The sequence below is a fragment of the Bacillus sp. CH_48 genome (assembly GCF_038008465.1).
In the GTDB taxonomy this organism is placed as follows: domain Bacteria; phylum Bacillota; class Bacilli; order Bacillales; family Bacillaceae_G; genus Bacillus_A; species Bacillus_A thuringiensis_S.
On the sequence record NZ_JBBOZF010000001.1, the window covers coordinates 1,885,308 to 1,912,135 of the forward strand.

Below are 26,828 nucleotides of genomic sequence, written 5' to 3' on the forward strand. Positions count from 1 at the left end.
CTTATCCTTTCGGTTTAAATAACAATGCTCCAATGAAGCCGAAAATAATAGCTGCTGATACACCGGCGCTCGTTACTTTAAACATGCCGGTAATAACGCCAACGATGCCATGTTTTGCAGCTTCTTCCATTGCGCCATGAACGAGGGCATTACCAAAGCTTGTAATAGGTACAGTTGCCCCGGCTCCAGCGAAATCAATTAATGGCTCATACAAATTAAATCCATCTAATATAGCTCCAGCAACAACGAGTGTTGCCATTGTATGAGCGGGTGTTAGTTTGCCGACATCAAACATAAGTTGGCCGATTACACATATGAGTCCGCCAATGACGAAAGCCCAGAAAAAAATCATTGCGTTGCACCTCCAAATTCAATCGAAACGGCATGAGCGATACACGGAATCGTTTCTTCTTGTTGGAATGTAAGTGGAGATAGTAAAGCGCCTGTCGCAACGACAAGTATTTTTTTGAACTCTCCTCTTTTCATTCGGTTTAATAAATGACCGTACACGACTGTTGCGGAACATCCAGGCCCGCTAGCACCAGCTATGACAGGTTGTCCTTCTCTATAAATGATAATTCCGCAATCTTGAAATTGTTCGCTCGTTACTTTCGTTCCGTGTTTATGTAGTAAGTCATAAGCAATTTCGCGTCCTACATGTCCGAGATCGCCTGTTACGATTAAATCGTAGTAAGAGGCATCAATTTGGCGTTCACGTAAATGGGCTTCAATTGTATCCACTGCAGCTGGAGCCATTGCGCCTCCCATATTAAACGGATCCGTTAATCCCATATCAACCACTCGTCCGATTGTTGCAGAGGTTACCCTTGGACCGTGTCCAGTATCGCTTAAAATAGCGGCTCCTGCTCCGGTTACTGTCCACTGTGCAGTAGGCGGCTTTTGTCCACCGTATTCGGTAGGGTAGCGGAATTGTTTTTCTACAGCAGTATTATGGCTTGAAGCTCCAGTTAATAAATATTTTGCACCTTTTGCATTTACGATACTTGCCCCAAGTGCTAAACCTTCCATAGAAGTAGAACAAGCTCCGAATAATCCGAGATAAGGAGTGCCCAATGTGCGGCAAGCAAAGCTTGTAGGGGTAATTTGATTAATTAAATCTCCTGCGAGTACAAATTGAATATCATCTTTACGAAGTTCTGCTTTTTCAGTAGCGCGACTACAAGCTTCTTCGAATAAAATTTTATGTGCTTTTTCATAGGAATCTTGCCCGAGCCATAAATCTTCATGAAGGATATCGAAGTCTTCTGGGATGTTTCCCTTTGCTTCAAATGGTCCACCGACAACCCCTGTTGAGATAATGACTGGTTTGTTTTCAAATACCCACGTTCGGTGTCCTTGTAACATTTATAGCCCTCCCCATTGAACGAGAATCGTTTTAATAAGTGCGATGACAAAAGCCGAAAATACACCAAATAAAATAACAGAGCCAGCTAATTTAAACATGTTACCGCCAACACCAAGAACAAATCCTTCCGTTCGGTGTTCGATACAAGCTGCAATAACGGAGTTTCCAAATCCAGTAACAGGTACAGCTGTACCAGCACCAGCAAACTGTCCAAAACGATCGTATATACCAAATCCAGTTAGTAACATAGAAATGAAAATAAGAGTTGCGACTGTCGGATTTCCTGCTGAGCGTTCAGTGAAATCAAAATATGTGATATAAAAAGTAGAAATGAGTTGACCGATGAAGCAAATAAAACCACCGACGAAAAAGGCTTTTATACAATTTTTTAAGACAGGTCGTTTCGGTTCGCGTTCTTGTTCGAATTTTTTATACTCCTGTTGTACAGGGGTTAAGTTTTTATCTTTACTAGACATTGCAATCCTTCCTTTTCTTTTAAAAAGCGTTAAGTGTTAGACTCCATTTTTTTACCAATGAATTTTAATTGTTTATTAATTTCATCTTTAGATACTTCTTTTTCCTTAATTTTTCTTTCGAGTTTTTCGAGTAACATAAAGATTTTTTTATCTGTACTGACACGAACATCGAAAGTAGGGTGCTCATCACTTAGCTGCTTTTGAAGCTTTTTACGAAGAGGTTTTAATCCAAACCTTTCGTGATGCTCAGGTGTAACTGCTATGTAGAGATCTAAATTTGAATTCACTGCTGTGCTTTTTATAATTTCATCCATAGCGAGAGCTCTTTTCTTCGCTCCTTGTGATATAGATTGATTAAAGGATTCCGTACTCGTCTTTGTTAACTTTGGACCTTTTTCTTTCTCCGTTCGTTTTGCTTCTTCTTTCACTTTTTTATCTAAAGGACTATTATCACATCCAGTAAAAGAGCTAAATAGAAGTGCAAATAATGCGGTTATGAGACCGAGTTTTCGCATAATTATCATTCCATTTCTATTGCAATATGTAATGTGATAGAAAAAGGATGACTGCATATCATCCTTTTTCTATTTCACAGCAAGACGGATTCGTTATTGCTGTGAGTATTGTGGTTCTTCCTGTTGGACTTCTTCAACACGTGGGTTTAAAGAATCGATAATCGTTTGTGTTTGCTGCGCAGCTGTTTGAAAAAGTTGCTTAGCTTGTTGGTTATCCGTATCAAGAGCGAATCCCTCTAAGCTAGCTTGTGCACTTTTTAATCCAGAAACAGTTTGCTTTAGTTTCGTAATTACAGTCATTGAATGAAGCCCCCTTTGGAATATCAATTCATAGGTTATAATTTGTGAGTTGGGGAGAATTTATGATTGGAAAATTTAGGGGTGGAATAGATTTTATATGCTTTTAGCTAAGATGTATAAGGTATTACGGGGATATTTTTATTGATTTAGATGGATTTTATTGCTATTATTATGAGAAGAAAATGAAGTGTTTTCTATAATCATGCGCCCATAGCTCAGTCGGATAGAGCGGTGGTTTCCGGTACCACGTCTGCCGGGGGTTCGAATCCCTCTGGGCGCGTTATATACCGCGAAAGCCTTACTGTATCTACATTCCTTTGCGAAACCTTTTGGATAAACGTCATACATTTAGCGTTACTATGACACGTTCTAGTCTAAAACGGAAAGGTTTATGATATTAAGTAAGTGTCACTCAATAACGTTAATAACACGTAGAAAAAATAGTAATAAAATTAGGGAAACCCCTTGTATGTGATTAGAAATAATCGTGTGCAGGGGGTTTTTTCGTTATGAAAAGAGTTAAAAGACGTGCGATTGGAAAGCGTCGTGACATCGATACAGATATCGTTCTTTTTAAGCCTTCTATTACGGTTAATAGGGCGTTAGAACGTGTTATGGACATTTACGTGTCAGAAGGATATAGAGAACGTACTATAAGCGATTATAGAATGTTTTGGTCGGAGTTCATTAATATTATTGACCGCCAACTTATTACCGACGTTACGAAAGACGACATAAGGAAATACGTGAATCATCTATTGAAAGTTAGAAAGTTATCACCTGTAACGGTTAATATTCGTTTGTCTGCTATTAGGGCGATCTTTAATCGTTTAGAAAAAGAAACGGTTATCGAAAACAATCCCGTGGTGGGCGTAAGAAAAATACGAGTCGATGAACAAAAGATTTATACTTTGACCCACAATCAAATAAAACGTCTATTTGCGATGGTTGATAAGACTTCTTATGCGGGATATCGGGATTATGTAGCTATGTTAGTAATGCTTAAATGTGGTTTGCGTATTAACGAAATTAACGCCTTAGAAATTGATGACGTTGATTTTGATAATGGGGTTATTTTATTACCAGGTAGAAAAAACAAGAACCGAAAAAGTCGGGTAATTCCGATGTCTAAAAAAGTTCAAAACGAATTAGCCCAACTAGTAACAGAAACAGGAGAGTATTTTGAAGGATTAGGAACATCTGTATTCGTTAACTCGTTTGGTGACTCTTTGAATCCTGACCATATACGCAAAAGAATGAACTACTACGGGAAGCAAGCTGCTTTAACAAAAGAATGTAGATGTTCACCACATAGTTTACGTCACACTTTTGCAGTTAACTTTTTAAAGAATGGCGGAGATATAAGAACGTTAAGTCTTATTTTAGGTCATAGTGATTTATCGACCACACAAGTATATCTAAGTTATTCAGATACTCACGTAGTTGAACAGTATATGAAGGCTAGTGATAACGATGATTTAGAAGTTTAAAAAAGAAAAAGTCCCCGACGGCAATCGGAGACTCAAAACAATTCAGCTTAAAACTAAATAACGGATATTCCGTACATTCAGCACCTCCATTATAAATTTTTAAAAAATATAATGCAAGAGGTCTAGTTTCTTATTGCCTTTTTTAGGTGATTAGTGGCGTTGGTGTGCGGTAATTCCGAACGTGGAATCCTTAAAATCGGAAATGTGCCTGACCCACGTAAAAAACTGAAATGGTCTGTCGAAGCCAATGCGGGGGGTACTAGTATACGCCTAGCACATGAGGAATGTGTAGTTCGTCCGTTGCCTACAAGTAACGTCGTTTGCCTTGTTAACGACTAGTAGGAACGTTATAGGAATCATAAGTCTGTTGATGCCTGTTGAGGGAATAAACCTCCAAAAGAAGCGTGACTGGGTGGGTTGTCTTGCATTACGGTGCAGGGTTAGTTATCAGATAACAGTATTCATGGCATTTGTCAGACACAATGAATATAGAAAGATAGCTATGACGAAAGGTCAATATTAACAAGGCATGATACATACGGATTCAATACGTGACATACGGCACGTCAGTATCAAATATACTCGTTGTTTCACTGTAAAAAGTGCTTGCAACGGGTATATTATGTCCAGCCGTTGTCCACCGTTCAACCGACTGTCAGTTTGAAGACCGTAAAGTCAAGTGATTTTAAAGGTTTTAAAGAACTACACTACTAACTATGATAGAGAAGAACGGGGCTTATACGATATGTAGATTAAGAATTATAAGGGGGATATGAAGAATTATGAATAAGAAGAAGGGTTCAGGTAGACCGGTAAGTAAGAAAAATAAAGCATATTGGGAAGCTAAAGAGAGATTAGAAAAGGTACAGGCTAAATATATACAAAAACCTAAAAAGAACAGTAGTAAACCAATGAGTAATAAAGAAAAACAAAGTGCGGAATTAAGGGCAAAGAAACGGTATAACGATAGAGTGTGGAAAGGTTGGAGAGAAACAGACGGGGTAACGTATCCTGTAACGGGTTCAGATGAAAAATCAGCAAGTAAGAAGAAATAGAAAAACATCTAGCTATGATAGAGGAGTATATAAGCAACTATTACTTTCGATGGTGGTAATATAGAATATAAACGATGTGTAGATTAAAAACTAAAGTAAGAAGGTGGAGAAGTGAACAGAAAGACAGAAGGAGTAGGTATCAAGCCATTAAGACAAGATAGTGAATTCATCGTTCTAACGTTGTTTCTTATCTTGGTAATGTCTACAACAAGTTATAAAACACCGGTATTAATTGATTATGTTGGAATTGCTACAACAATCGTACTGATCGCAGCAATCGGAATCAAATTAATAGCGAATTGGTATAACAAATAGGTCTAGAATCTTCGTCGCAATGCCAATGGTACATAAATTAAAAGTTAATAGCGTCAGAATGTGAATCTCGGTGCTATAAAAAAGGGAAGATAATAAAATATTGGTAAGGCTAGTATATTGAGGAATATAGTACGGGAAGAATGGCTTTATATTAAGGATTTTTTGCTATGATATGGTGAACTACTAGTAACAACTTGTTGGGAGAAGTAAGTATTTCTTGCTTGAAAAAAGGGAAGCATTGAACGTATAATGTACTTAAGACTTAGTTTGAGTGGCTAGACTGACTAGTTGAGTGGCTAGACTGATTAGTTGAGAACTTAGACTGATTAGTTTTATCTTAAACAGTAAACGGCAGATAGCTGTCTGTATAAATTATCTGTTTTCGGATAATTTTTTTTAGACATCAATGTATATTGGATACACATTGGATATACATTGCTTAACAAAGAAAAAACCTCTTAAGTGTCTGCCAACACAAAAGAGGCTTAATAAAAACATAAAACTATTCTTTCTTAGAATTCTTAGAATTCATGAACGCTATTAGGATATTCGTCGCCAACGATACTATACCTAATACAACAGTGAATATTGCACATAGTGCAATTACCGTAGGTTGGTCCATATTTCCACCTACTTTCTTAAAAGCTTTTCGTACGCCAATACGAAAGGCTTTTTTTTATACTTATCTTATCTCCTATATTAGCAATTAACTTGCATATCCGGCATATTAATTTACTAGTAGCTTAGATTAAGATAAGTTGTTACATGTCTTGTTAACTATAGGTTGTTTACCCTAAATATTGTATTACGTTTCAAAATAAGACACAAGATATATGTATAAATTCTTTCTTTTTTTAACTTTTGTTTTTCGACATAATGTCTTGTTTCTTTGTAATACAATTTCTATGAAACAACATAAGGAAACACCCTGTCAATAAAGTGCTTTTCAAAAAAGTTGTCAACGAATTTAACCTTATTGTAATAAAAGTGAACACTATTTTTTGTCATGAAACTTTATTTACTGGAGTAGTATATTTCTCCAGCATCACGCACAAAAGAACAGTAGTTGTATATTATATATGTTATCTAATAACTTAAACTTTGAGACATTTTAATGAAATATTTTTGAAGAATGTTAAATGGGGTTCATTCTAATATAAACGCGATCAAGGACAACAGTACCAGTAAAGATATCTAGAAATCACTTCAGGATATATGGAAATCCCCCGTTTTAATTAATAAGCACACGATTTCAGCATATGTGTTTGATAGCTAGTGGGAAGAGGGTGGAAACCCTTGATATACCGTTAATCACAAGTTTTAAGCATGACCAAGGGTGTGGGATTATTAAATTATGGTTACTTGAGAATCTGAAAAATGACGAAAAATCTCACAAGAACAACGTGTTTTTTGAATGTAGTTTTAAACGTTGATATAACAACAATGAAAGCGTATAAAAAAACTTAACATAATTGTAACATTTCTTTTCTTGTTAAAAAGGCTGATAGACGGGACTACTATATAGAGAGAGTTAAACGTTATAAATAAACGAAAATAAATAAACGTTATTAAAAACAAAATGCTTTAGCATTAAGCTTTAGCTTATAATTTTTTCTTTAATGAATAAGTTTGTCTATCTTACGATAAACCGTTATTAAAGATAAAAGATACAATTCGACCTAAAGGTCTCATTGGGGCTATCGCCCTTGTTTGTTTAGAAGAAAAAGATTAATTATCTTATTTCCAACAAACTACTACAAAAATAAAATACTAAGAGTTGTCTTTCCGCTTTGTTGCAAATCAGGTAGTTCTCCCTTCCCCTTTCCCCTCGCGATCTTGTTAATCGTGGGGGGCTTTTTTCATGCCTAAAATTAATTTCACAAATAATATAAAAAGTTTCAAAAATCTCTTGTTAAAAGACCGTTCAGCCTGTCTTAAGTATGAGGAAGTCTTACACTACTTCTTCAACAATCATTTCAGATAGAGTTATCGCTATTGCCAACAAATTCTTCCTAAAAATAGACGAACTTGATGTAGGAGTCAGGTTCGTCTTCTTTTTCTATTTGAAAATCAAATTCAGATACAAACATATAAAAATGGGGGTTACATCATATGGAACAAAAAGAATTGAAAATACCAGTTACGTTGAATCACACTACAATCGGTATCCTACGAAAAATCAAAGGTGTCACGGCTTCTCAACTTGCTGACAGAATGTTTATCCATCATTCAGCATTAAAGAAATTAGAAAGCGGTCATGCACCAATTACGGACTTAATGAACGTACGCCTGTGGAAAGGCTTGGCGGGGCTTGGTTATTCCGTTGAAGAGATTTATGTAATAAACGAATTTGTAGAATACAAAGGGGGGCGTTGTTAATGACTAAGCAACGACCATTAACACCACAACAATTAGAACTCTTGACGCAAGTGTTTGAGAGACAACGCAGTGGGGAAAGTGTTACGGCGATTTCGAAAGAAATGGGACTTGACCGACGCACGATTTACTACTGGCGTTCTCGTCCAGAGTGGATTGAAATGGAGAAAGAATTGCGAAGACGATTAGTGGAAGATGCGTATGAGAGTGTGATGGAGGGTCTTGCTAAAAATGCAATGGCAGCGAAGTCACCAAAATGGGTCGAGTTATACCTTAAAGCGACGGGGAAATACAAAGACCAAGAGGGCGTACAAGTTAACGTTAGCAATAACATCGTACAAGACGGTGTATCAGATGATTTACTGGCTGACATTGATGCGATCTTAAACGGGGAATAATTTACAGGGGGACTACTTAATATGACAACAACTAATAAACCAGTATTGGTACAAGCGGAACATGTCGTACAAAAGACGGCAGCGGAACGCAACAAGCTACATATTCGTCTTATTCAACTAAACGGTGAAATAGCTTATTTGCAAAGTGAAATCGTATCAGGTAATGCAAGTCTTCAAGATACGTTAAATGAACGACTAGCGGAGAAATCCACCGTTGATGCGGAATTAAAACAACGTAATGATGCGTTTCTATCTGAATTGAAGTCGATGCGTGACGACTTGCTACGTGAACGACTTGCGGTTCTGAAGTCCGGCAAAGACCGACAAGAGGTTCTTGCAAATGAGATTATGCGTACGAAAGTAGAGTATTTGAAGAAGATAATGGCATTAAAGGAACAAGCGGACGATACGTTTGCAGATGTGAGTTCTTACAATGAAATTATGAAATACATTGAACAAAATCCAGTAGATGTAACGGCAACAATCGTTTATCCGTATCCAGTAGCTAATGGCGATAACCGTTATTCTCCATATGTTACACCGCAAGAGATCGCTACGGCGAATGACGGTACATTACCTTATCCGACTAGACAATTTGAACAAAACTACATGCGAAAAGCATATTAATCAGGGGGAAGCAAAACTATGAATAACAGATTATCAGCAATCGAATTATTATCAATTGGTTATAACAAAGGACTTACCGACGAAGAAAAAATAACGGCGGTACAACAACTAGAAGCCCGCAAAAAGCAACAGGCAGAAGAAGCGGCCCTAAGTTTTGGGAATCCATTTCTTAATATGCGTCAAGCCTATGGCGACAGTACGTCACGACGTGAAGAACGACAACAACAAGATTTACTTGAAGCGAAAATGAAGCGTTTGGCAGAGTTGGAATTGAAGCAAGCAGCGGCCCAAGAAGAATATGAACGCAAGCAACAACAAGAAGCAAAACTAGAACGTTTATCCCACTTGGAACAAGCTGAAAAAGCTGGCTTAATTTAATAAGATACACACACGGGGAATGACGGCGTATAGCGGTTGTTCCTCTCTTTTTTTGTTTATATAAACTTCTTATATATAGCAATAATTTGGGCGTCGCTACGGGGACGGTAGTCACGTTAAAATGGACGTTGCGAATCCGCATAATCCGTGATAAACACGTAACAGATTTCATTTTGATATTTGGGAAGAATCCTTCAAGGAATCCGCACCATTACTGGATTTGTAGGCAATCGTGAATGGCAGGAATAAAGGAAAGTGTGAACGGTATCGGGAATCCTTGCAAGTGCAATTTGCATATGATTGAATGACGTATTCAAAATGACTACCTATAACATTTGTTATGTAAACTAAATTACGGATAAATGTACTTGTATCAATGGATTCTTATTTACCTATTAGTTTTTTATTATGCACTATTTTATACATTAGCGTTAAATCAACGTTTTTGAAGGGTGAATTCCTAGCTTCTTCGCTACAAAATGAATAAACTGAATGTTCTGTTATTTATTCGTTTCGTCCATTTATCCAATACGTAATATTCGGGATATCTATTATTGAAATAAAAGGGGCGGACATTATGTCCCCGTACTGTCTTTGCAATGTCTTCGCAAGCTGAAGGTGAGGACGCAAGGATTAAAAGGGGGATTCCTTAAAGGAACCGGCTATGTAAATTAAAGGGCAGTACACTTCAAGTGGCGGGACTTCATTTAACATGCGGTACGTTGTTTGTAGCCATGCCATTTATTGTGGGCGAAGACGTGGCACGGCACGGCGGATACTGGACGGTTACACATGTATTCCATTACCTATCTATTACTATCCATTAAAGCGTAAGCAATACGGCAAGACGTTGGATAGATCGCATATTATTGTGGTCATCGTATCCCGTGTACCTACCTCGCAACTACTACCAACGAATACTATTACATACGATTGATATGTATTGATTATGGAACAACAATAGTTACATACTTATCATTCATTCATATTAATTTAATAATTTTTTATTTGGATTGAATCTTCATTCGAAACCTTTCAACATTTGTTTTGTTTGAATTCATTCATTTTGATTATTAATATTCAATTCTTCTTTCATTACTTCTTCATCTACAAATCTTCCTGAAGAAGCCATTCCATACAAAATATACATATAGATTTAATCGAATAAAGGCAGAGACCCCGGTAGATGGGTGACGCCCCCTTAGTTTTGCCGTGTAGGGTATTCCGACAATACATATTTCAAATTTCAGCCGAAGGCGGGAATCCGTCCCCGCGATCTGCAACCGCAAAATACAATTACAACAAGAAAAAACAACGCCTTTGAGAAGATTAATGAAGATTAATTTTAAATTACCTGTCACAAGATGAAAGATCGCGTACGAATAGACCCCGAAAAAACAAAAACATTCGGAGGTAGTAATTCATCATGACAATTCAAAAATTACACAAGGTAGACAGAAAAGAAAGCATCTTTGTATTTCACGGTAAAATATCAAATTGGGTACGTGTGGCACTTGTAGAAGATACAAGTTGGTACTGTTTACAAGATGTTATAGACCTATTAGAAGTGTCGGGGAAGGCGTGTAACATCGCCCCGCATATTTCAGGAGAAAATAAACGCATGTTATCGTTTGGGGCAAGACCTACATATGTAGTCGATTTAAAAGGAATCCACACAATGATAACTATGTTTGAGATAAACGACGCTTCATTATTAACAGAACTTGTAGAAGGCGTATCAGGTGTGTTTAATACGAGACAAGAATTTGTAAGTATGGAACTAGACAAGGAAATGAGTGTGCCGAAGGTGACGCAAGAAGACCTGTTGGCTTTGCAAGTGCTGAATGCAGAAAATGACGAAGACAGAGTCCTTGCGTTGGCAGCGTACAAGGATTGGCTGACTCAATAATCATATAACGTGAAAATGACGCATCAGATTGTCTTGTATGCGTCGTTTTTATTTTTGTTAATGCATTTGTATTGTAAATCTACTAAAACGCTTAGAACGGACGATAGATAACTAAAAAAAATGTGGAGTATTTTGGTATTCAAACAAAATTAATCTATCAGGTGAAAATGAGACAATGACGAGGAAACGTGTACTCGCTATTGTAAAAAGGTACGTAAGCCTTTATAATCGAAAGATACAAGCATACATAACGTTGTATGTTCATGTCTAAAAAGATTATTTCTACATTATATATAAGGAAATACCTTGTTTTTACTGATGTTTCACGTGAAAATTAACGGGTGGTTTCCGGTACCACGTCTGCCGGGGGTTCGAATCCCTCTGGGCGCGTCAAAAAGTCCTAACTTACGTTTTGTAGGTTAGGACTTTTTTTATTTCCCTCTTGTTATATCTGATAATAAGATTTACTATTAGTACTTGATAATAATTTTTATAACTTATTATTTTCTTTCAATATTATTCAAATTTCGGTTGTAAGTTGTAAATATCATTAATACATATAAATTAATAATATTTTGGAATGGGCGTCTGCGTGAGGATTCTCCTTTTACCAAACTTATTGTACAATAGAAACAAGGGGGAGATTAGTTTGAAGGCAAGTCTTTTACAAGAACAAAGCTTACGTTTGGCAATGACACAAGAGTTAAGGCAAGCGATTACAATGCTTCAGTATAATGTACAAGAATTATCGGAGTTTTTGTATGAGCAATCGTTAGAGAATCCCCTTATTGAGTTAGGTGGTTTTGAGAGGGAGAAGAAAAAGAGCTCTAACAACAGTAAAAGTACCAGCAAACAAGTCGAGAATCAGATGGAAATCTACAGTGTGGATTCTACAACGATTCAGCAACACTTATTAAATCAAATACAGTATTATAAAATAGATGAAGAAGAGCGGAAAGTGGCTTCTTTCATTATTATGAACATGGATGGAAACGGGTATTTACAAGAAACGAATGAAGAGTTAGCAGAGCTCCTTTCTGCGCATATTCATGTAGTTGACCGCTCTGTAGAGCTTGTCCAATCACTGGAGCCAGCAGGGGTAGGGGCGCGTAATATTCAGGAATGTTTAACCTTACAATTGAAGCGCTTACAAAGAAGGGATGGATTAGCGGAAGATATTGTAGAGGAGCACTTTGCTTATTTCGTGAAGAAGGATTGGCGAAAGCTCGTTCATGTGCTGAAGTGTAGTAATGAAGAATTACAATCGGCGGTGAACTGTATTACATCATTGCAGCCGAAACCGGGCCTTGCGTATTCTTCGGATAAACCACTGTATATTGTGCCTGACATGGCAGTGAAAAAAGAAGGCGATCGCCTCGTTTTACAGATGAATGAGAGAAATATGCCGAGAATTGAAATTCACTCTGAGTACAGTGCGCTTCTTAATAATAGTGAAAGTGAAGTAGCATCTTACGTTTCAGAAAAGTATCAGCATGTGCAATGGATTATGCGCAGTTTGAAACAGAGAAAACAAACACTTCTGCAAGTGATGACGATTATTATGGAAAAACAACGTGATTTCTTTTGGGAAGGTCCAGCGTATTTGAAGCCGCTTGCTTTAAAAGAGGTGGCGGAAGAGCTAAGTGTGCATGAGTCTACGATTAGTCGTGCAACAAGAAATAAGTATGTGCAAACGCCACACGGTTTATTTGAGATGAAATCGTTCTTTAGTAATGCAGTTTCGACGACAGAGGATGAGGCAGTTTCAACGAAGCGAGTGAAACAGTTTATTCAAACGCTTGTGGAAGCAGAGAATAAGAAAAAGCCACTCTCAGATCAAAAGATTTCAAAATTATTAGAAGAAGAGCATGAAATTGTTATTTCTCGAAGAACGGTGGCGAAGTATAGAGAACAAATGCATATCCCAGCTTCGTCATTGCGAAAAACAATCGGATAGGTGAAGAAGATGAAAGTTGTGCTGTATACAAAAAAGAATTGTGGTCTTTGCGTGCAGGCGAAACAAGTTTTGCAGGAAGTACAATGTGAATATTCTTTTCAAATCGAGGAAATAGATATATATGAAGATAATGACCTTTTAGAAAAATATCATTTAATGATTCCGGTTGTAGAAATAGACGGAAAACAAGTAGAATATGGTAACATTCACAAAGGTGTCATAATAAACTATATAAAGAATGCAGTTAAGAGTTGAATAAGTTTCTATCTCCTGTTACAATAATACACGTAGCAGGGATTATTTTTTTAACCTATGTGGGACACAAAATGTCACTACGGGACGTAAAGTGACCACCGAGGAAAAATGAACCAATGTAGTGAGGAGAAAAGATATGCGCTCATGGATTCAGAACACAAAAAAATTATTACCTGATCTGCTACCTGTTATGCAAACGAGAATGCAAATTCTTCAATACATTAGGCTCATGCAGCCGATTGGAAGAAGAAACTTATCAGCAAGCCTCGGTATGACAGAACGAGTATTGCGAAGTGAAGTTCAAGTTTTGAAAGAACAAAACTTAGTTCACGTCGCTTCTTCTGGAATGACTTTGACAGAAGAAGGAACAGCTTTAGTTCTTGCTTTGGAAGACTTTATGAAAGAAATTTCCGGGTTAAAGGTTTTAGAAAAGCAACTTAAGGAAACATTAGACTTGGATGAAGTTTTCGTTGTCCCTGGTGATAGTGATGAATCACCTTGGGTCAAACTGGAGATGGGCCGTGCTTGTGTGACTTGTATAAAAGACCGTCTGACAGCGAATAATATCGTTGCTGTGGCTGGAGGAACTACGCTAGCTGCTGCTGCGGACATGATGCAACTTGATTGTAAAGATTTACATATGCTATTTGTCCCAGCACGTGGTGGAATCGGAGAAGGTGTTGAATTAGAAGCCAATACCATTTGTGCCAAGATGGCGCAAAATACGATGAGTAATTATCGCTTATTGTATGTTCCAGACCATGTTAGTAGCGAAGCATATGCGTCTATTGTGACAGAGCCTTCCGTGAAAGAAGTTCTTGAGTTGATTCGATCTTCCAATATCGTCATTCATGGAATAGGTGATGCGTTAACAATGGCACGTCGCAGAAGTACTTCGGAAGCAGATTGGTTAAAGATTCAAGCAAGCGAAGCAGTTGGTGAAGCTTTCGGTTACTACTTTAATGAAGAAGGAAATGTTGTTCATAAAGTAAGAACAGTTGGTATGCAATTAGAGGATTTACAAAATGTATCTCACGTTGTTGCAGTCGCTGGAGGTTCTTCAAAGGCAAAAGCAATACAGGCTGTAATTAAACAAGGGCACACTTCAATTCTAATTACAGATGAAGGTGCAGCAAAACAGTTAACAAAGGGTTTTACCCTTTAATATAATCCCCCAAGGAGGAAATTCAAATGACTAAAATTGGTATTAATGGATTTGGACGTATCGGACGTAACGTATTCCGCGCAGCTCTTAACAACTCTGAGGTAGAAGTAGTAGCAATCAACGACTTAACAGATGCTAAAACATTAGCTCACCTTTTAAAATATGACACAGTTCACGGAACTTTAAACGCAGAAGTATCTGCTAACGAAAACAGCATCGTTGTTAACGGTAAAGAAATTAAAGTTATCGCTGAGCGTGACCCAGCTCAATTACCATGGAGCGACTACGGAGTAGAAGTAGTAGTAGAATCTACTGGCCGTTTCACTAAAAAATCAGACGCTGAAAAACACTTAGGTGGATCAGTTAAGAAAGTTATCATCTCAGCTCCAGCTTCTGACGAAGATATCACTGTAGTTATGGGTGTTAACCACGAACAATACGATGCAGCTAACCACAACGTAGTATCTAACGCTTCTTGTACTACAAACTGTCTAGCTCCATTCGCTAAAGTATTAAACGAAAAATTCGGCGTAAAACGCGGAATGATGACAACAATTCACTCTTACACTAACGACCAACAAATCTTAGACTTACCACACAAAGATTTACGTCGTGCTCGTGCAGCAGCTGAAAACATGATCCCAACATCTACTGGTGCAGCTAAAGCTGTAGCATTAGTATTACCAGAACTTAAAGGTAAATTAAACGGTGGCGCTGTACGTGTTCCAACTGCTAACGTTTCTCTTGTTGACTTAGTTGTTGAACTTGACAAAGAAGTAACAGTTGAAGATGTAAACGCAGCATTCAAAGCGGCAGCTGAAGGCGAATTAAAAGGTATCCTTGGATACAGCGAAGAGCCATTAGTATCTATCGACTATAACGGATGTACAGCTTCTTCTACAATCGATGCATTATCTACAATGGTAATGGAAGGTAACATGGTTAAAGTACTTTCTTGGTACGATAACGAAACTGGTTACTCTAACCGCGTAGTAGACTTAGCAGCTTACATGACTTCTAAAGGTCTTTAATTCTTAATTATATAAGCAATCAATGACAAAACGAGGGAGAGGGTTTGTTCCCTCTCTCTTCTTTCGTTTTAAAAGCAAATGTGTTAAGCTTTTGAATGGGTTTTGTCAATCCTAACTAGTAGTCGGAGGGAAATCCAATGAACAAAAAATCAATTCGTGACGTAGATTTAAAAGGTAAGCGTGTATTTTGCCGCGTTGATTTCAACGTACCTATGAAAGAAGGCAAAATTACAGATGAAACTCGTATCCGTGCAGCTCTTCCTACAATTCAATATTTAGTAGAGCAAGGTGCGAAAGTTATTTTAGCAAGCCACTTAGGCCGTCCAAAAGGTCAAGCGGTAGAAGAATTACGTCTTACTCCAGTAGCAGCACGTTTAGGTGAGCTTCTTGGTAAAGATGTTAAAAAAGCAGACGAAGCATTCGGACCAGTTGCACAAGAAATGGTTGCAGCAATGAACGAAGGCGACGTATTAGTTCTTGAAAACGTACGTTTCTATGCGGGCGAAGAAAAGAACGATGCAGAACTTGCGAAAGAATTTGCAGCACTTGCTGACATCTTCGTAAACGATGCATTCGGTGCAGCTCACCGTGCTCACGCTTCTACAGCAGGTATCGCAGACTACCTACCAGCAGTATCTGGTCTATTAATGGAAAAAGAGTTAGATGTATTAGGTAAAGCACTTTCTAACCCAGAACGTCCATTTACAGCTATTATTGGTGGTGCGAAAGTAAAAGATAAAATCGGTGTAATTCGTCATCTATTAGACAAAGTAGATAACTTAATCATCGGTGGCGGACTTGCTTACACGTTCGTTAAAGCTTTAGGTCATGAAATTGGTCTATCTCTATGTGAAGACGACAAGATTGAACTAGCTAAAGAATTTATGCAACTTGCAAAAGAAAAAGGCGTAAACTTCTACATGCCAGTTGATGTTGTAATCACTGAGGAATTCTCTGAAACTGCAACAACTCAAATCGTTGGTATCGACTCTATCCCTTCTAACTGGGAAGGCGTAGACATCGGTCCTAAAACACGTGAAATTTATGCAGATGTAATTAAAAACTCTAAGCTTGTTGTATGGAATGGACCAATGGGTGTATTCGAAATGACTCCATTCGCAGAAGGTACAAAAGCAGTAGGACAAGCATTAGCAGATGCAGAAGATACATACTCTGTTATCGGCGGTGGTGACTCTGCAGCAGCTGTTGAAAAATTCGGTATGGCTGATAAAATGAGCCACATTTCTACTGGCGGCGGTGCGTCATTAGAATTCATGGAAGGTAAAGAGCTTCCAGGTGTAGTTTGTCTTAACGACAAATAAGTAGCAGCCAAAGAAAAAGGACGGTGCAAAGCATGCGTAAACCAATTATCGCAGGTAACTGGAAAATGAATAAAACTCTATCTGAAGCAGTTAGCTTCGTAGAGGAAGTTAAAGGTCAAATCCCAGCAGCTTCAGCTGTTGATGCAGTAGTTTGCTCTCCAGCTCTATTCTTAGAGCGCCTTGTAGCAGCAACTGAAGGAACTGATTTACAAGTAGGTGCACAAAACATGCACTTCGAAAAAAATGGTGCATTCACTGGCGAAATTAGCCCAGTAGCACTTAGCGACTTAAAAGTAGGCTACGTAGTACTTGGCCACTCTGAGCGTCGTGAAATGTTTGCTGAAACAGACGAATCAGTAAACAAAAAGACTCTAGCAGCATTTGAACATGGTTTAACACCAATCGTATGTTGTGGTGAGACTTTAGAAGAGCGCGAAAGCGGAAAAACATTTGATCTAGTAGCAGGTCAAGTGACAAAAGCACTTGCAGGTTTAACAGAAGAGCAAGTTAAAGCAACTGTTATCGCTTATGAGCCTATCTGGGCTATCGGTACAGGTAAATCTTCTTCTTCTGCAGATGCAAATGAAGTATGTGCGCACATCCGTAAAGTTGTTGCAGAAGCTGTTTCTCCAGAAGCTGCAGAAGCTGTTCGTATTCAATACGGCGGTAGCGTAAAACCAGAAAACATTAAAGAGTATATGGCACAATCTGACATCGACGGCGCTTTAGTTGGCGGTGCTAGCTTAGAGCCTGCTTCGTTCTTAGGTCTTCTGGGGGCGGTAAAATGAGAAAGCCAACAGCTTTAATCATCCTTGACGGTTTCGGACTTCGTGAAGAAACTCACGGGAATGCTGTAGCACAAGCTAAGAAACCTAATTTTGATGGTTACTGGAACAAATTCCCTCATACAACGCTTACAGCTTGTGGTGAGGAAGTAGGTCTTCCAGAAGGTCAAATGGGTAACTCTGAGGTTGGTCACTTAAATATTGGTGCTGGCCGCATAGTATATCAAAGCTTAACACGCGTAAACGTTGCAATTCGTGAAGGTGAGTTCGATCAGAACGAAACATTCCAAAATGCAATTAAAAGCGTAAAAGAAAAAGGTACTGCTCTTCATTTATTCGGTTTACTTTCTGATGGTGGTGTGCACAGTCACATGAACCATATGTTTGCTCTTCTTCGCTTAGCAGCAAAAGAAGGTGTGGAGAAAGTTTATATCCATGCGTTCTTAGACGGCCGCGATGTTGGACCACAAACAGCAAAAGGTTATATCGATGCAGCAAATGAAGTAATTAAAGAAACAGGAGTAGGACAATTCGCGACTATCTCTGGTCGTTATTACTCCATGGACCGTGACAAGCGTTGGGATCGCGTAGAAAAATGTTACAGTGCTATGGTGAATGGTGAAGGCCCTACTTATAAATCAGCAGAAGAGTGTGTAGAAGACTCTTATGCGAACGGTATCTATGATGAATTCGTATTGCCGTCTGTAATTGTTAACGAAGATAACACGCCAGTTGCAACAATCAATGATGATGATGCAGTTATCTTCTATAACTTCCGTCCAGACCGTGCAATTCAAATTGCTCGTGTATTTACAAACGAAGACTTCCGTGAGTTCGATCGTGGTGAAAAAGTACCTCACATTCCAGAATTCGTATGTATGACACACTTCAGTGAAACTGTGAATGGTTACGTGGCATTCAAGCCAATGAACCTTGATAACACTTTAGGTGAAGTTGTTGCGCAAGCGGGATTAAAGCAACTTCGCATCGCGGAAACCGAAAAGTATCCGCACGTTACATTCTTCTTTAGCGGTGGTCGTGAGGCTGAATTCCCAGGAGAAGAGCGTATCTTAATTAACTCACCGAAGGTTGCAACGTATGACTTGAAACCTGAAATGAGCATTTACGAAGTAACGGACGCTTTAGTAAATGAAATCGAAAATGATAAACATGATGTTATCATTCTTAACTTTGCAAACTGTGATATGGTTGGCCATTCTGGGATGATGGAACCAACAATTAAAGCAGTAGAAGCAACTGACGAATGTTTAGGAAAAGTTGTAGAAGCGATTCTTGCAAAAGATGGTGTAGCACTTATTACTGCTGACCATGGTAATGCCGATCAGGAGTTAACTGCTGATGGCGAGCCGATGACAGCTCATACAACTAACCCGGTTCCTTTCATCGTTACAAAAAATGATGTAGAGCTTCGTGAAGGTGGTATTTTAGGAGATATCGCTCCAACAATGCTTACACTTTTAAATGTGGAACAACCGAAAGAAATGACAGGTAAAACAATTATTAAATAATTTGCTTATATAAAAAGGAGAGAATTTATTATGTCAACAATTATTGATGTTTATGCTCGCGAAGTCCTTGACTCTCGTGGTAACCCAACTGTAGAAGTAGAAGTTTACACAGAAAGCGGTGCTTTCGGACGCGCTATCGTACCAAGTGGTGCATCTACTGGTGAGCACGAAGCAGTAGAATTACGTGACGGTGACAAATCTCGTTACCTTGGTAAAGGTGTTGTTAACGCAGTAAACAACGTTAACGAAATTATCGCTCCAGAAATCGCTGGTTTCGATGTAACTGACCAAGCTGGTATCGACCGTGCTATGATCGAATTAGACGGCACTCCAAACAAAGGTAAACTAGGCGCTAACGCTATCCTTGGTGTATCTATGGCAGTAGCTCACGCAGCAGCTGACTTCGTAGGTCTTCCATTATACCGTTACCTTGGTGGATTCAATGCAAAACAATTACCAACTCCAATGATGAACATCATCAACGGTGGTTCTCACGCTGATAACAACGTTGACTTCCAAGAGTTCATGATCTTACCAGTTGGTGCTCCAACATTCAAAGAATCAATCCGTATGGGTGCTGAAGTATTCCATGCACTTAAAGCTGTATTACATGACAAAGGTCTTAACACTGCAGTAGGTGACGAAGGTGGATTCGCTCCAAACCTTGGTTCTAACCGTGAAGCTTTAGAAGTAATCATCGAAGCTATCGAAAAAGCTGGTTACAAAGCTGGCGAGAACGTATTCTTAGGAATGGACGTTGCTTCTTCTGAGTTCTACAACAAAGAAACTGGTAAATATGACCTTGCAGGCGAAGGCCGTACTGGCTTAACTTCTGCAGAAATGGTTGATTTCTACGAAGAGCTTTGCAAAGACTTCCCAATCATCTCTATCGAAGATGGTTTAGACGAAAACGACTGGGATGGTCACAAATTATTAACTGAGCGTATCGGTGATAAAGTACAATTAGTTGGTGACGATTTATTCGTAACTAACACTCAAAAACTTGCTGAAGGTATCGAAAAAGGTATCTCTAACTCAATCTTAATTAAAGTTAACCAAATCGGTACTTTAACTGAGACTTTCGAAGCTATCGAAATGGCTAAACGTGCTGGTTACACAGCAGTTGTATCTCACCGTTCTGGTGAAACTGAAGATGCTACAATTGCTGACATCGCAGTTGCAACTAACGCTGGCCAAATCAAAACTGGTTCTATGAGCCGTACTGACCGTATTGCTAAGTACAACCAATTATTACGCATCGAAGACGAACTAGGCGAAATCGCTGTTTACGATGGTATCAAATCTTTCTATAACATCAAACGATAATTGTAGAAAATAACGACAGACCGTGAGAAATCACGGTCTGTTTTTTTATGCTAAAATTGTTCGCCCGTCATAAGTGACATGAAATGTTTGAAGAAGCGGTTATAATCAAAATCAATTGCGATTTGATGACTCGGCCAATCAATAAATGGCTTAGATTCTCCTAAAGAGCGAAATTCTCCAATGCTTGCCCCCTGCGCATAAGATTCTGTCATGACAACGATAGGTGATTTGTGATAGGTAAACATAGAGTTATCAAGTAAAGCGAGTATTGGCATTGTGTCATGGAAGGGGCTACCCTTTAAATGTGGTAGGGCGTCTTTATAATATCCGTAGTAATAATGATCGAATAAAGGTTTGACAAGTGGGGCTTTTCCTTTTGTTTCAATATACTCTGCCATCTCGGGTGTAATGACGGAATATTGGGTGACGTTTAATGGGTATATGTACATGTTAGCTGTAGATTGGAGGACTATATTAGCAGCAGTAGGATCGCCATAAAAGTTTGCTTCGGAAATAGGGGTAACATTACCAGGGTGTAAAAAGGCACCGCCCATTACGTAGTAAGATTTAACTTGCTTCATTAACTGTTTACATACGATGAATAAAATTGCTAGGGAGGTAAGTCTTCCTAAACTTACAATGATTAATTCATCTTTATACTGCTCAATAAGAGGAATAACTTCAAAAAAATTCTCCATTTCTCCGTTAGTCACATTTACCTTTGGAATAATTGGCCCGAGCCCCTGTTTCCCATGTACATCCGTAAAAAACGCAGGTGGGGCACCAGTAAGAGGACGTTCTGAACCACCGAATATCTTGATATTTCTATTCTTTGTTTCGTTATTAAAAAAATGAGCATTTTGTACGGCCATTTTTTTCGGGACATTGCCGTAATCAGCAACAATACCGATAATTTCTATTTCATCAATAAAGAAAGCTAAGAGGAGAGCCATCGTATCATCAATCCCAGGATCACAAAAAATGAGAACTTTTTTTGGCATATGTTCACCACCTATCTTGTTTATCCCTTACAAACCCGCTTGATGAGGGCTAACAATCAGTATGGATGTGGGAATCCTCATGGATTAAAGTTTCACTTTATATATATGTAAGCTTAAGGATAAAAAGATTATTTTATTGAAATAATAGTCTTATAAATTCAGAAAATAAAAACTTTTTATATTAGGTCAAGGTTTTTGACGTAATTTTCGTTTGGAAATGCAGTCATATCAAGGTTGTAAGCGTATAACACAGGCTGTTTTTGCTGTCAAGTTGATAAATTGCAGCTTTTTACAATTTATACTATGATAAAGATATTAACAGAAGATCGTATAAACATGAGGGATGATGAACATGAAATTTACAAAGATTCTTGTCCAAATTGCTGCTCTTTACGTGTTTTATATGGTTGGAACTTGGGTGCAAGAAATGCTAAATATTCCAATTCCAGGAAGTTTGATTGGGATGTTCCTCTTACTTGTTTTACTTAGCCTAAAAGTTCTTCCAGTGAAATGGTTCGATTTAGGAGCAGAAACACTCGTTGCTATTATGCCGTTTTTATTAATTCCGCCAACGCTTGGCCTAATGAATTACGGTGCTTTTTTTATGAGTAAAGGAATTTCTCTTTTCATTACAGTTGTAGCGAGTACGTTTTTAATTATTATTGTCGCAGGACATACAGGACAATATCTTGCGAATAGGAAGGAAAGAGAGTCGCGATGAGCCAAATATTAATCGGAATCGGTTGGGTTCTTTTTACGGTGCTATTATATCAATTATCTAAAAAAATCTATAAATTATTTCCAACACCATTCACCATTCCAATGCTTGTAGCAACAGGATTAATGGCTTTCCTATTTATCGTGCTTGATATACCATATCAACATTATATGGAAAGTGGTGGTGGTTGGATTGCAAAGCTACTTGGACCTGGTGTTGTAGCATTTGCAATTCCTCTTTATAAACAACGTCATGTTCTGCAAAAATATGTTGTACCGATTGCTGGTGGGGTATTAGTAGGTACAACAGTTGCAATCGCTAGTGATTTTGCCATTGCTTCACTTATGGGAACAGATAAAAGCTTAATCTTATCGTCTTTACCAAAATCGGTGACAATGCCAGTTGCGATGAGCGTTTCTGAACAAGTTGGTGGTGTACCTTCCTTAACAGCAGCTTTCGTTGTTATCGCAGGTATTACTGGAACAATTACAGGACCTCTCTTATTAAAATGGAGCCGTGTTACAAACTCAGTTGGTAAAGGTATCGGATTTGGATGTGCTTCTCATATTATGGGTGTTATGAGAGCGATGAAAAATAACGAACATGAAGGTGTTATTGGATCGGTAACAATGACATTAACAGCAATTTTGACATGTTTACTTGGACCGTTATTTGCAATGATGTTTATGTAATAGAAGAAAAGCGAGGGCAACTCTATAGCTCTCGCTTTTCTATAGGATTTATGCTACAGTTACAATAACTGAATCTTTGTAGGAGGTACGCCAAGTGCATACGTTATTATCCGTTTTACTTATTACTGTATCGATTTTAATGATTGTTATGGTACTTATGCAGTCTAGTAATAGCTCAGGCCTTTCAGGTGCAATTTCAGGCGGTGCAGAGCAATTATTTGGTAAGCAAAAAGCACGTGGAATTGAAGCGGTATTAAACCGTATTACAATTTTTTTAGCTGTATTGTTCTTTGTATTAACAATTGCTGTTACGTACTTAAACTTATAAAATTGAAAGAAGAAGCGTTAGTAAGATGTACTAATGGTTCTTCTTTTTTTGTTTTGCCATTTGAAAGATGTTTCTAATTAGATTATAGAAATGTAAATATGGTACACTAGATATAGAAAGAATACGACTAGATTACAGAAGAGAAAGAGGAGAAGTACATGATGAAATTAGCATCTCCGAAACCATTTACATTTGAGGGTGGAGACCGCGCTGTTTTATTACTACATGGATTCACAGGGAACTCAGCTGATGTACGTATGTTAGGGCGTTTCTTAGAAAAGAAAGGCTATACTTGTCATGCGCCAATTTATAAAGGGCACGGTGTACCACCAGAAGAGCTTGTTCATACAGGCCCTACAGATTGGTGGCAAGATGTAACGGAGGCATATCAGCTTTTAAAAGATAAAGGTTTTGAGAAAATTGCTGTTGTTGGATTGTCACTTGGCGGCGTATTTTCTTTAAAATTAGGTTATACAGTACCGGTTTTAGGTGTAGTACCAATGTGTGCACCGATGTATATTAAGAGCGAAGAAACGATGTACCAAGGTATATTGGCATATGCCCGCGAATATAAAAAACGTGAGCAAAAATCACCAGAACAAATTGAACAAGAAATGTTGGAATTCCAAAAGACACCGATGAATACATTAAAAGCATTACAACAATTAATTGCTGACGTACGTAACAATGTGGATATGATTTATGCACCAACATTTGTTGTACAAGCACGTCATGACGAAATGATTAATACAGATAGTGCTAACATTATTTATAACGGTGTAGAATCTACGTTAAAAGACATTAAATGGTATGAAGACTCTACGCATGTCATTACACTTGATAAACAACGTGATGAGCTACATGAGGATGTATATAACTTCTTGGAGCAACTAGATTGGTAAGATCTAGTTGCCTCTTTTTTTCATAAGGAATTTTTTGTGAAAACTGTAAAAATCATAAGGGGAGTATTGAAGTTTCGCTTTATACATCCCCTATCTTTCGGATACACTAAATAATATAAGGTTTTAAAGGAGGTATTTTTGCTTGGAAGAAATCACACAAGAACATATTGATAAGTTGTTATTATTTATGAGAGAAGAAGCGTATAAACCGCTAACGATACAAGAGTTAGAAGAGGCATTTGGAATTGAAGGTTCTGAGGGCTTTAAAGATTTTGTAAAAGCACTTGTAATGATGGAAGAGAAGGGACTTGTTATTCGTACACGTAGTAATCGATACGGTCTTCCTGAAAAGATGAATTTAGTACGAGGTAAGTTAATTGGACATGCACGTGGCTTTGCTTTCGTTGTGCCAGAAGAGAAGAAAACTGGAGACGATGATCTTTTCATCCCTCCTACAGAATTAAACGGTGCACTTCATGGCGATACAGTATTAGCACGCCTTAGTTCTCAATCGAGCGGTTCACGTCAAGAAGGTTCAATTGTACGCATTTTAGAGCGTGGAACGAAAGAACTTGTTGGTACATATACAGAATCGAAAAACTTTGGATTTGTTATACCTGACAATAAGCGCTGGACGAGTGATATCTTTATCTTGAAAAGTGCATCAATGGGTGCTGTAGAAGGTCATAAAGTAGTTGTGAAAATTACGAGCTATCCAGAAAACCGTTTAAGCGCAGAAGGTGAAGTTATTCAAATTCTAGGTCATAAAAATGATCCAGGAGTAGATATTTTATCTGTCATTCATAAACATCATTTACCTTTAGTATTCCCTGAAGAAGTGATGGAGCATGCAAACAGTGTACCAGAAACGATTTCAGAAGAAGATTTAAAGGATCGTCGTGATTTACGTGATCAAATGATCGTAACGATTGATGGTGCAGACGCGAAAGACTTAGATGATGCTGTTACAGTAACGAAGCTTGAGAACGGTAACTACAAGCTTGGCGTTCACATTGCGGATGTAAGTCATTACGTTCAAGAAGGTTCTCCAATTGATGTAGAAGCAGCGGAAAGAGCGACGAGTGTGTATCTTGTTGACCGTGTAATTCCGATGATTCCACATCGTCTATCTAACGGTATTTGCTCATTAAATCCGAAAGTAGACCGTCTGACATTATCTTGTGAAATGGAAATCAACAACTTAGGTGATGTTGTTAAACACGAGATTTTCCAAAGTGTGATTAAAACGACAGAGCGTATGACGTATGCTGACGTAAGAAGCATTTTAGAAGATGAGGACGAAGAGTTAATTAAGCGTTATGAGCCATTAGTACCGATGTTTAAAGAGATGGGTCAATTGGCACAAATTCTACGTGAAAAACGTATGCGCCGTGGTGCAATTGACTTTGACTTTAAAGAAGCGAAAGTATTAGTAGATGAAGAAGGAAAACCGACTGATGTTGTTATGCGCGATCGTTCTGTATCAGAGAAGTTAATTGAAGAATTTATGCTTGTTGCGAATGAAACAGTAGCAGAGCACTTCCACTGGATGAACGTACCGTTTATGTACCGTGTCCATGAAGATCCGAAAGAAGATAAGCTTGAGCGTTTCTTCGAGTTTGTAACGAACTTCGGATATGCGGTAAAAGGACGTGCGAATGAAGTACACCCTCGTGCGCTGCAACAAATTCTTGAAATGGTTCAAGGACAGCCTGAAGAAGTAGTTATTTCAACGGTTATGCTTCGTTCTATGAAGCAAGCTCGTTACGATGCGGATAGTTTAGGGCATTTCGGTTTATCAACTGAGTTCTACACACATTTCACATCACCAATTCGTCGTTACCCAGATACAATCGTTCATAGATTAATTCGTGAATACATTATTAATGGTAAAGTCGACAATGAAACGCAAGCAAAATGGCGTGAAAAATTACCTGAGATTGCAGAGCACTCTTCTAATATGGAACGCCGTGCTGTTGAAGCCGAGCGTGAAACAGATGAGATGAAAAAAGCAGAGTATATGGTTGATAAGATCGGTGAAGAGTATGACGGTATGATTAGCTCTGTAACAAACTTCGGTTTATTCGTAGAGCTTCCAAATACAATTGAAGGTCTTGTACACGTTAGCTACTTAACGGATGATTACTACCGTTATGACGAGCAGCATTTCGCTATGATCGGAGAGCGTACAGGAAACGTATTCCGCATCGGTGACGAAATTACAATTCGTGTTATTAACGTAAATAAAGACGAGCGTGCAATCGACTTTGAAATCGTTGGCATGAAAGGTACACCTCGTCGTAAGTTCAAAGATCGTCCAGTCGTTATCGAGCAGCCAAGAACAGGCAGAAAGAAACGCGGTGGACGTAGCGAGCGCAGTAATGAGCGCGGCGGTGAACGTGGCACAGGTAGAAAGTTTGACCGTGGTGGCAAAGGTAAAAGCACAGGAAGAGGATCCGCATCAGCAACAGCATCCACGTCTGCTAGTCAGCCAGGGAAAAAAGATGGTAATGGCAAGAAGAAAAAAGGATTCTTCGAAAACGTACCAGGATTCAAGAAGAAAAAGAAAAAGCGTAAGTAAGAAAAGGATGGCTTCGCTTTGATGAAAAGCG

General features: G+C 38.3%; 27 protein-coding genes and 1 tRNA gene. 22 read left to right on the plus strand and 6 right to left on the minus strand.

The window, feature by feature from the left end; translation table 11 throughout:
• Window position 1 precedes the first annotated feature (1 nt).
• From spoVAE to N2V92_RS09265, 5 genes are all read right to left on the minus strand, one after another.
• Window positions 2–352, minus strand: coding sequence for a stage V sporulation protein AE (spoVAE, locus tag N2V92_RS09245; protein WP_000575919.1), 351 nt, complete (start codon window positions 350–352; stop codon window positions 2–4).
• Window positions 349–1,365, minus strand: a complete 1,017-nt coding sequence (gene spoVAD, locus N2V92_RS09250) for a stage V sporulation protein AD (protein WP_000938972.1) — start codon at window positions 1,363–1,365, stop codon at window positions 349–351. Before spoVAD ends, spoVAE begins: the two co-directional genes overlap by 4 nt.
• Complete coding sequence (gene spoVAC, locus N2V92_RS09255) at window positions 1,366–1,842, minus strand: stage V sporulation protein AC (RefSeq protein WP_000095399.1); 477 nt, start codon at window positions 1,840–1,842, stop codon at window positions 1,366–1,368. It lies immediately after the preceding gene.
• A gap of 29 nt (window positions 1,843–1,871) precedes the next feature.
• The gene (locus N2V92_RS09260) at window positions 1,872–2,357 is read right to left on the minus strand and encodes a YhcN/YlaJ family sporulation lipoprotein (RefSeq protein WP_001228545.1); all 486 of its coding nucleotides are present in this window, start codon (window positions 2,355–2,357) and stop codon (window positions 1,872–1,874) included.
• A 93-nt stretch (window positions 2,358–2,450) separates the two neighbouring features.
• Window positions 2,451–2,657 (minus strand): DUF1657 domain-containing protein, encoded by a 207-nt coding sequence (locus N2V92_RS09265; RefSeq protein WP_000216166.1) that lies wholly within the window; start codon window positions 2,655–2,657, stop codon window positions 2,451–2,453.
• Between the two features lie 204 nt (window positions 2,658–2,861).
• Between N2V92_RS09265 and N2V92_RS09270 the strand changes: the two genes are divergently transcribed.
• The 17 genes from N2V92_RS09270 to eno all read left to right on the plus strand — a co-directional run bounded on the left by N2V92_RS09270 (window position 2,862) and on the right by eno (window position 20,575).
• Window positions 2,862–2,937 (plus strand) — tRNA-Arg (locus tag N2V92_RS09270).
• A 229-nt stretch (window positions 2,938–3,166) separates the two neighbouring features.
• Window positions 3,167–4,147 (plus strand): tyrosine-type recombinase/integrase, encoded by a 981-nt coding sequence (locus N2V92_RS09275; protein ID WP_044798191.1) that lies wholly within the window; start codon window positions 3,167–3,169, stop codon window positions 4,145–4,147.
• A gap of 782 nt (window positions 4,148–4,929) precedes the next feature.
• On the plus strand, window positions 4,930–5,202 hold the full coding sequence (locus N2V92_RS09280) for a hypothetical protein (protein ID WP_044798188.1): 273 nt from the start codon (window positions 4,930–4,932) through the stop codon (window positions 5,200–5,202).
• Window positions 5,203–5,313: 111 nt separating this feature from the next.
• Window positions 5,314–5,517 (plus strand): hypothetical protein, encoded by a 204-nt coding sequence (locus tag N2V92_RS09285; protein WP_044798186.1) that lies wholly within the window; start codon window positions 5,314–5,316, stop codon window positions 5,515–5,517.
• A gap of 2,112 nt (window positions 5,518–7,629) precedes the next feature.
• Window positions 7,630–7,896, plus strand: coding sequence for a helix-turn-helix domain-containing protein (locus N2V92_RS09290; protein WP_044798185.1), 267 nt, complete (start codon window positions 7,630–7,632; stop codon window positions 7,894–7,896).
• Window positions 7,896–8,291 (plus strand): phBC6A51 family helix-turn-helix protein, encoded by a 396-nt coding sequence (locus N2V92_RS09295; RefSeq protein ID WP_044798184.1) that lies wholly within the window; start codon window positions 7,896–7,898, stop codon window positions 8,289–8,291. The genes N2V92_RS09290 and N2V92_RS09295 overlap by 1 nt, the downstream gene beginning before the upstream one ends.
• Window positions 8,292–8,312: 21 nt before the next feature.
• Window positions 8,313–8,918 (plus strand): hypothetical protein, encoded by a 606-nt coding sequence (locus N2V92_RS09300; RefSeq protein ID WP_044798182.1) that lies wholly within the window; start codon window positions 8,313–8,315, stop codon window positions 8,916–8,918.
• 18 nt (window positions 8,919–8,936) lie between these two features.
• A complete protein-coding gene (locus N2V92_RS09305; protein WP_044798181.1) occupies window positions 8,937–9,296 on the plus strand; it encodes a hypothetical protein in 360 nt (119 codons plus the stop codon).
• Between the two features lie 1,426 nt (window positions 9,297–10,722).
• Window positions 10,723–11,205 carry a hypothetical protein gene (locus N2V92_RS09310; RefSeq protein ID WP_044798180.1) on the plus strand — a complete coding sequence of 161 codons (483 nt, stop codon included), beginning with the start codon at window positions 10,723–10,725 and terminating at the stop codon, window positions 11,203–11,205.
• Window positions 11,206–11,854: 649 nt separating this feature from the next.
• The gene (gene rpoN / locus N2V92_RS09315; RefSeq protein WP_000647951.1) at window positions 11,855–13,162 is read left to right on the plus strand and encodes an RNA polymerase factor sigma-54; all 1,308 of its coding nucleotides are present in this window, start codon (window positions 11,855–11,857) and stop codon (window positions 13,160–13,162) included.
• 9 nt (window positions 13,163–13,171) lie between these two features.
• The gene (locus N2V92_RS09320) at window positions 13,172–13,417 is read left to right on the plus strand and encodes a glutaredoxin family protein (protein ID WP_000869737.1); all 246 of its coding nucleotides are present in this window, start codon (window positions 13,172–13,174) and stop codon (window positions 13,415–13,417) included.
• A gap of 136 nt (window positions 13,418–13,553) precedes the next feature.
• Complete coding sequence (gene cggR, locus N2V92_RS09325; protein ID WP_001258185.1) at window positions 13,554–14,582, plus strand: gapA transcriptional regulator CggR; 1,029 nt, start codon at window positions 13,554–13,556, stop codon at window positions 14,580–14,582.
• Window positions 14,583–14,608: 26 nt separating this feature from the next.
• Complete coding sequence (gene gap, locus N2V92_RS09330; RefSeq protein WP_000161234.1) at window positions 14,609–15,613, plus strand: type I glyceraldehyde-3-phosphate dehydrogenase; 1,005 nt, start codon at window positions 14,609–14,611, stop codon at window positions 15,611–15,613.
• A gap of 137 nt (window positions 15,614–15,750) precedes the next feature.
• Window positions 15,751–16,935 carry a phosphoglycerate kinase gene (locus tag N2V92_RS09335; protein ID WP_001036332.1) on the plus strand — a complete coding sequence of 395 codons (1,185 nt, stop codon included), beginning with the start codon at window positions 15,751–15,753 and terminating at the stop codon, window positions 16,933–16,935.
• Window positions 16,936–16,967: 32 nt separating this feature from the next.
• The gene (gene tpiA / locus N2V92_RS09340) at window positions 16,968–17,723 is read left to right on the plus strand and encodes a triose-phosphate isomerase (protein WP_001231042.1); all 756 of its coding nucleotides are present in this window, start codon (window positions 16,968–16,970) and stop codon (window positions 17,721–17,723) included.
• Window positions 17,720–19,249 (plus strand): 2,3-bisphosphoglycerate-independent phosphoglycerate mutase, encoded by a 1,530-nt coding sequence (gpmI, locus tag N2V92_RS09345; RefSeq protein WP_001231141.1) that lies wholly within the window; start codon window positions 17,720–17,722, stop codon window positions 19,247–19,249. The genes tpiA and gpmI overlap by 4 nt, the downstream gene beginning before the upstream one ends.
• A gap of 30 nt (window positions 19,250–19,279) precedes the next feature.
• Window positions 19,280–20,575 carry a phosphopyruvate hydratase gene (gene eno / locus N2V92_RS09350; protein WP_000103951.1) on the plus strand — a complete coding sequence of 432 codons (1,296 nt, stop codon included), beginning with the start codon at window positions 19,280–19,282 and terminating at the stop codon, window positions 20,573–20,575.
• Window positions 20,576–20,625: 50 nt separating this feature from the next.
• Here the strand turns inward: eno and N2V92_RS09355 are convergent, their stop codons facing one another.
• Window positions 20,626–21,576 carry a nucleoside hydrolase gene (locus N2V92_RS09355; RefSeq protein WP_001125040.1) on the minus strand — a complete coding sequence of 317 codons (951 nt, stop codon included), beginning with the start codon at window positions 21,574–21,576 and terminating at the stop codon, window positions 20,626–20,628.
• A 352-nt stretch (window positions 21,577–21,928) separates the two neighbouring features.
• Between N2V92_RS09355 and N2V92_RS09360 the strand changes: the two genes are divergently transcribed.
• The 5 genes from N2V92_RS09360 (at window position 21,929) to rnr (ending at window position 26,797) form a co-directional block, all read left to right on the plus strand.
• Entirely contained in the window at window positions 21,929–22,297 is a 369-nt protein-coding gene (locus tag N2V92_RS09360) for a CidA/LrgA family holin-like protein (RefSeq protein WP_000673222.1), read from the plus strand.
• Window positions 22,294–22,986, plus strand: a complete 693-nt coding sequence (locus tag N2V92_RS09365) for an LrgB family protein (protein ID WP_000078304.1) — start codon at window positions 22,294–22,296, stop codon at window positions 22,984–22,986. Before N2V92_RS09360 ends, N2V92_RS09365 begins: the two co-directional genes overlap by 4 nt.
• A gap of 94 nt (window positions 22,987–23,080) precedes the next feature.
• Window positions 23,081–23,314, plus strand: coding sequence for a preprotein translocase subunit SecG (gene secG, locus N2V92_RS09370; RefSeq protein WP_042596553.1), 234 nt, complete (start codon window positions 23,081–23,083; stop codon window positions 23,312–23,314).
• 161 nt (window positions 23,315–23,475) lie between these two features.
• Complete coding sequence (gene estA / locus N2V92_RS09375) at window positions 23,476–24,216, plus strand: carboxylesterase (RefSeq protein WP_000761986.1); 741 nt, start codon at window positions 23,476–23,478, stop codon at window positions 24,214–24,216.
• A 142-nt stretch (window positions 24,217–24,358) separates the two neighbouring features.
• Entirely contained in the window at window positions 24,359–26,797 is a 2,439-nt protein-coding gene (rnr, locus tag N2V92_RS09380; protein WP_098348794.1) for a ribonuclease R, read from the plus strand.
• Window positions 26,798–26,828 lie beyond the last annotated feature (31 nt).

Excerpts from the sequence above, each read along its gene's own strand:
- N2V92_RS09300 (WP_044798182.1), top strand. The coding sequence starts at position 8,313 with ATGACAACAACTAATAAACCAGTATTGGTACAAGCGGAACATGTCGTA.
- N2V92_RS09360 (WP_000673222.1), top strand. The coding sequence starts at position 21,929 with ATGAAATTTACAAAGATTCTTGTCCAAATTGCTGCTCTTTACGTGTTT.
- N2V92_RS09280 (WP_044798188.1), top strand. The coding sequence starts at position 4,930 with ATGAATAAGAAGAAGGGTTCAGGTAGACCGGTAAGTAAGAAAAATAAA.
- spoVAE (WP_000575919.1), bottom strand. The coding sequence starts at position 352 with ATGATTTTTTTCTGGGCTTTCGTCATTGGCGGACTCATATGTGTAATC.
- N2V92_RS09365 (WP_000078304.1), top strand. The coding sequence starts at position 22,294 with ATGAGCCAAATATTAATCGGAATCGGTTGGGTTCTTTTTACGGTGCTA.
- spoVAC (WP_000095399.1), bottom strand. The coding sequence starts at position 1,842 with ATGTCTAGTAAAGATAAAAACTTAACCCCTGTACAACAGGAGTATAAA.
- N2V92_RS09290 (WP_044798185.1), top strand. The coding sequence starts at position 7,630 with ATGGAACAAAAAGAATTGAAAATACCAGTTACGTTGAATCACACTACA.
- tpiA (WP_001231042.1), top strand. The coding sequence starts at position 16,968 with ATGCGTAAACCAATTATCGCAGGTAACTGGAAAATGAATAAAACTCTA.
- N2V92_RS09355 (WP_001125040.1), bottom strand. The coding sequence starts at position 21,576 with ATGCCAAAAAAAGTTCTCATTTTTTGTGATCCTGGGATTGATGATACG.
- N2V92_RS09265 (WP_000216166.1), bottom strand. The coding sequence starts at position 2,657 with ATGACTGTAATTACGAAACTAAAGCAAACTGTTTCTGGATTAAAAAGT.
- N2V92_RS09260 (WP_001228545.1), bottom strand. The coding sequence starts at position 2,357 with ATGCGAAAACTCGGTCTCATAACCGCATTATTTGCACTTCTATTTAGC.
- cggR (WP_001258185.1), top strand. The coding sequence starts at position 13,554 with ATGCGCTCATGGATTCAGAACACAAAAAAATTATTACCTGATCTGCTA.
- gpmI (WP_001231141.1), top strand. The coding sequence starts at position 17,720 with ATGAGAAAGCCAACAGCTTTAATCATCCTTGACGGTTTCGGACTTCGT.
- N2V92_RS09310 (WP_044798180.1), top strand. The coding sequence starts at position 10,723 with ATGACAATTCAAAAATTACACAAGGTAGACAGAAAAGAAAGCATCTTT.
- estA (WP_000761986.1), top strand. The coding sequence starts at position 23,476 with ATGAAATTAGCATCTCCGAAACCATTTACATTTGAGGGTGGAGACCGC.
- N2V92_RS09305 (WP_044798181.1), top strand. The coding sequence starts at position 8,937 with ATGAATAACAGATTATCAGCAATCGAATTATTATCAATTGGTTATAAC.
- spoVAD (WP_000938972.1), bottom strand. The coding sequence starts at position 1,365 with ATGTTACAAGGACACCGAACGTGGGTATTTGAAAACAAACCAGTCATT.
- N2V92_RS09320 (WP_000869737.1), top strand. The coding sequence starts at position 13,172 with ATGAAAGTTGTGCTGTATACAAAAAAGAATTGTGGTCTTTGCGTGCAG.
- N2V92_RS09275 (WP_044798191.1), top strand. The coding sequence starts at position 3,167 with ATGAAAAGAGTTAAAAGACGTGCGATTGGAAAGCGTCGTGACATCGAT.
- eno (WP_000103951.1), top strand. The coding sequence starts at position 19,280 with ATGTCAACAATTATTGATGTTTATGCTCGCGAAGTCCTTGACTCTCGT.
- gap (WP_000161234.1), top strand. The coding sequence starts at position 14,609 with ATGACTAAAATTGGTATTAATGGATTTGGACGTATCGGACGTAACGTA.
- N2V92_RS09335 (WP_001036332.1), top strand. The coding sequence starts at position 15,751 with ATGAACAAAAAATCAATTCGTGACGTAGATTTAAAAGGTAAGCGTGTA.
- N2V92_RS09295 (WP_044798184.1), top strand. The coding sequence starts at position 7,896 with ATGACTAAGCAACGACCATTAACACCACAACAATTAGAACTCTTGACG.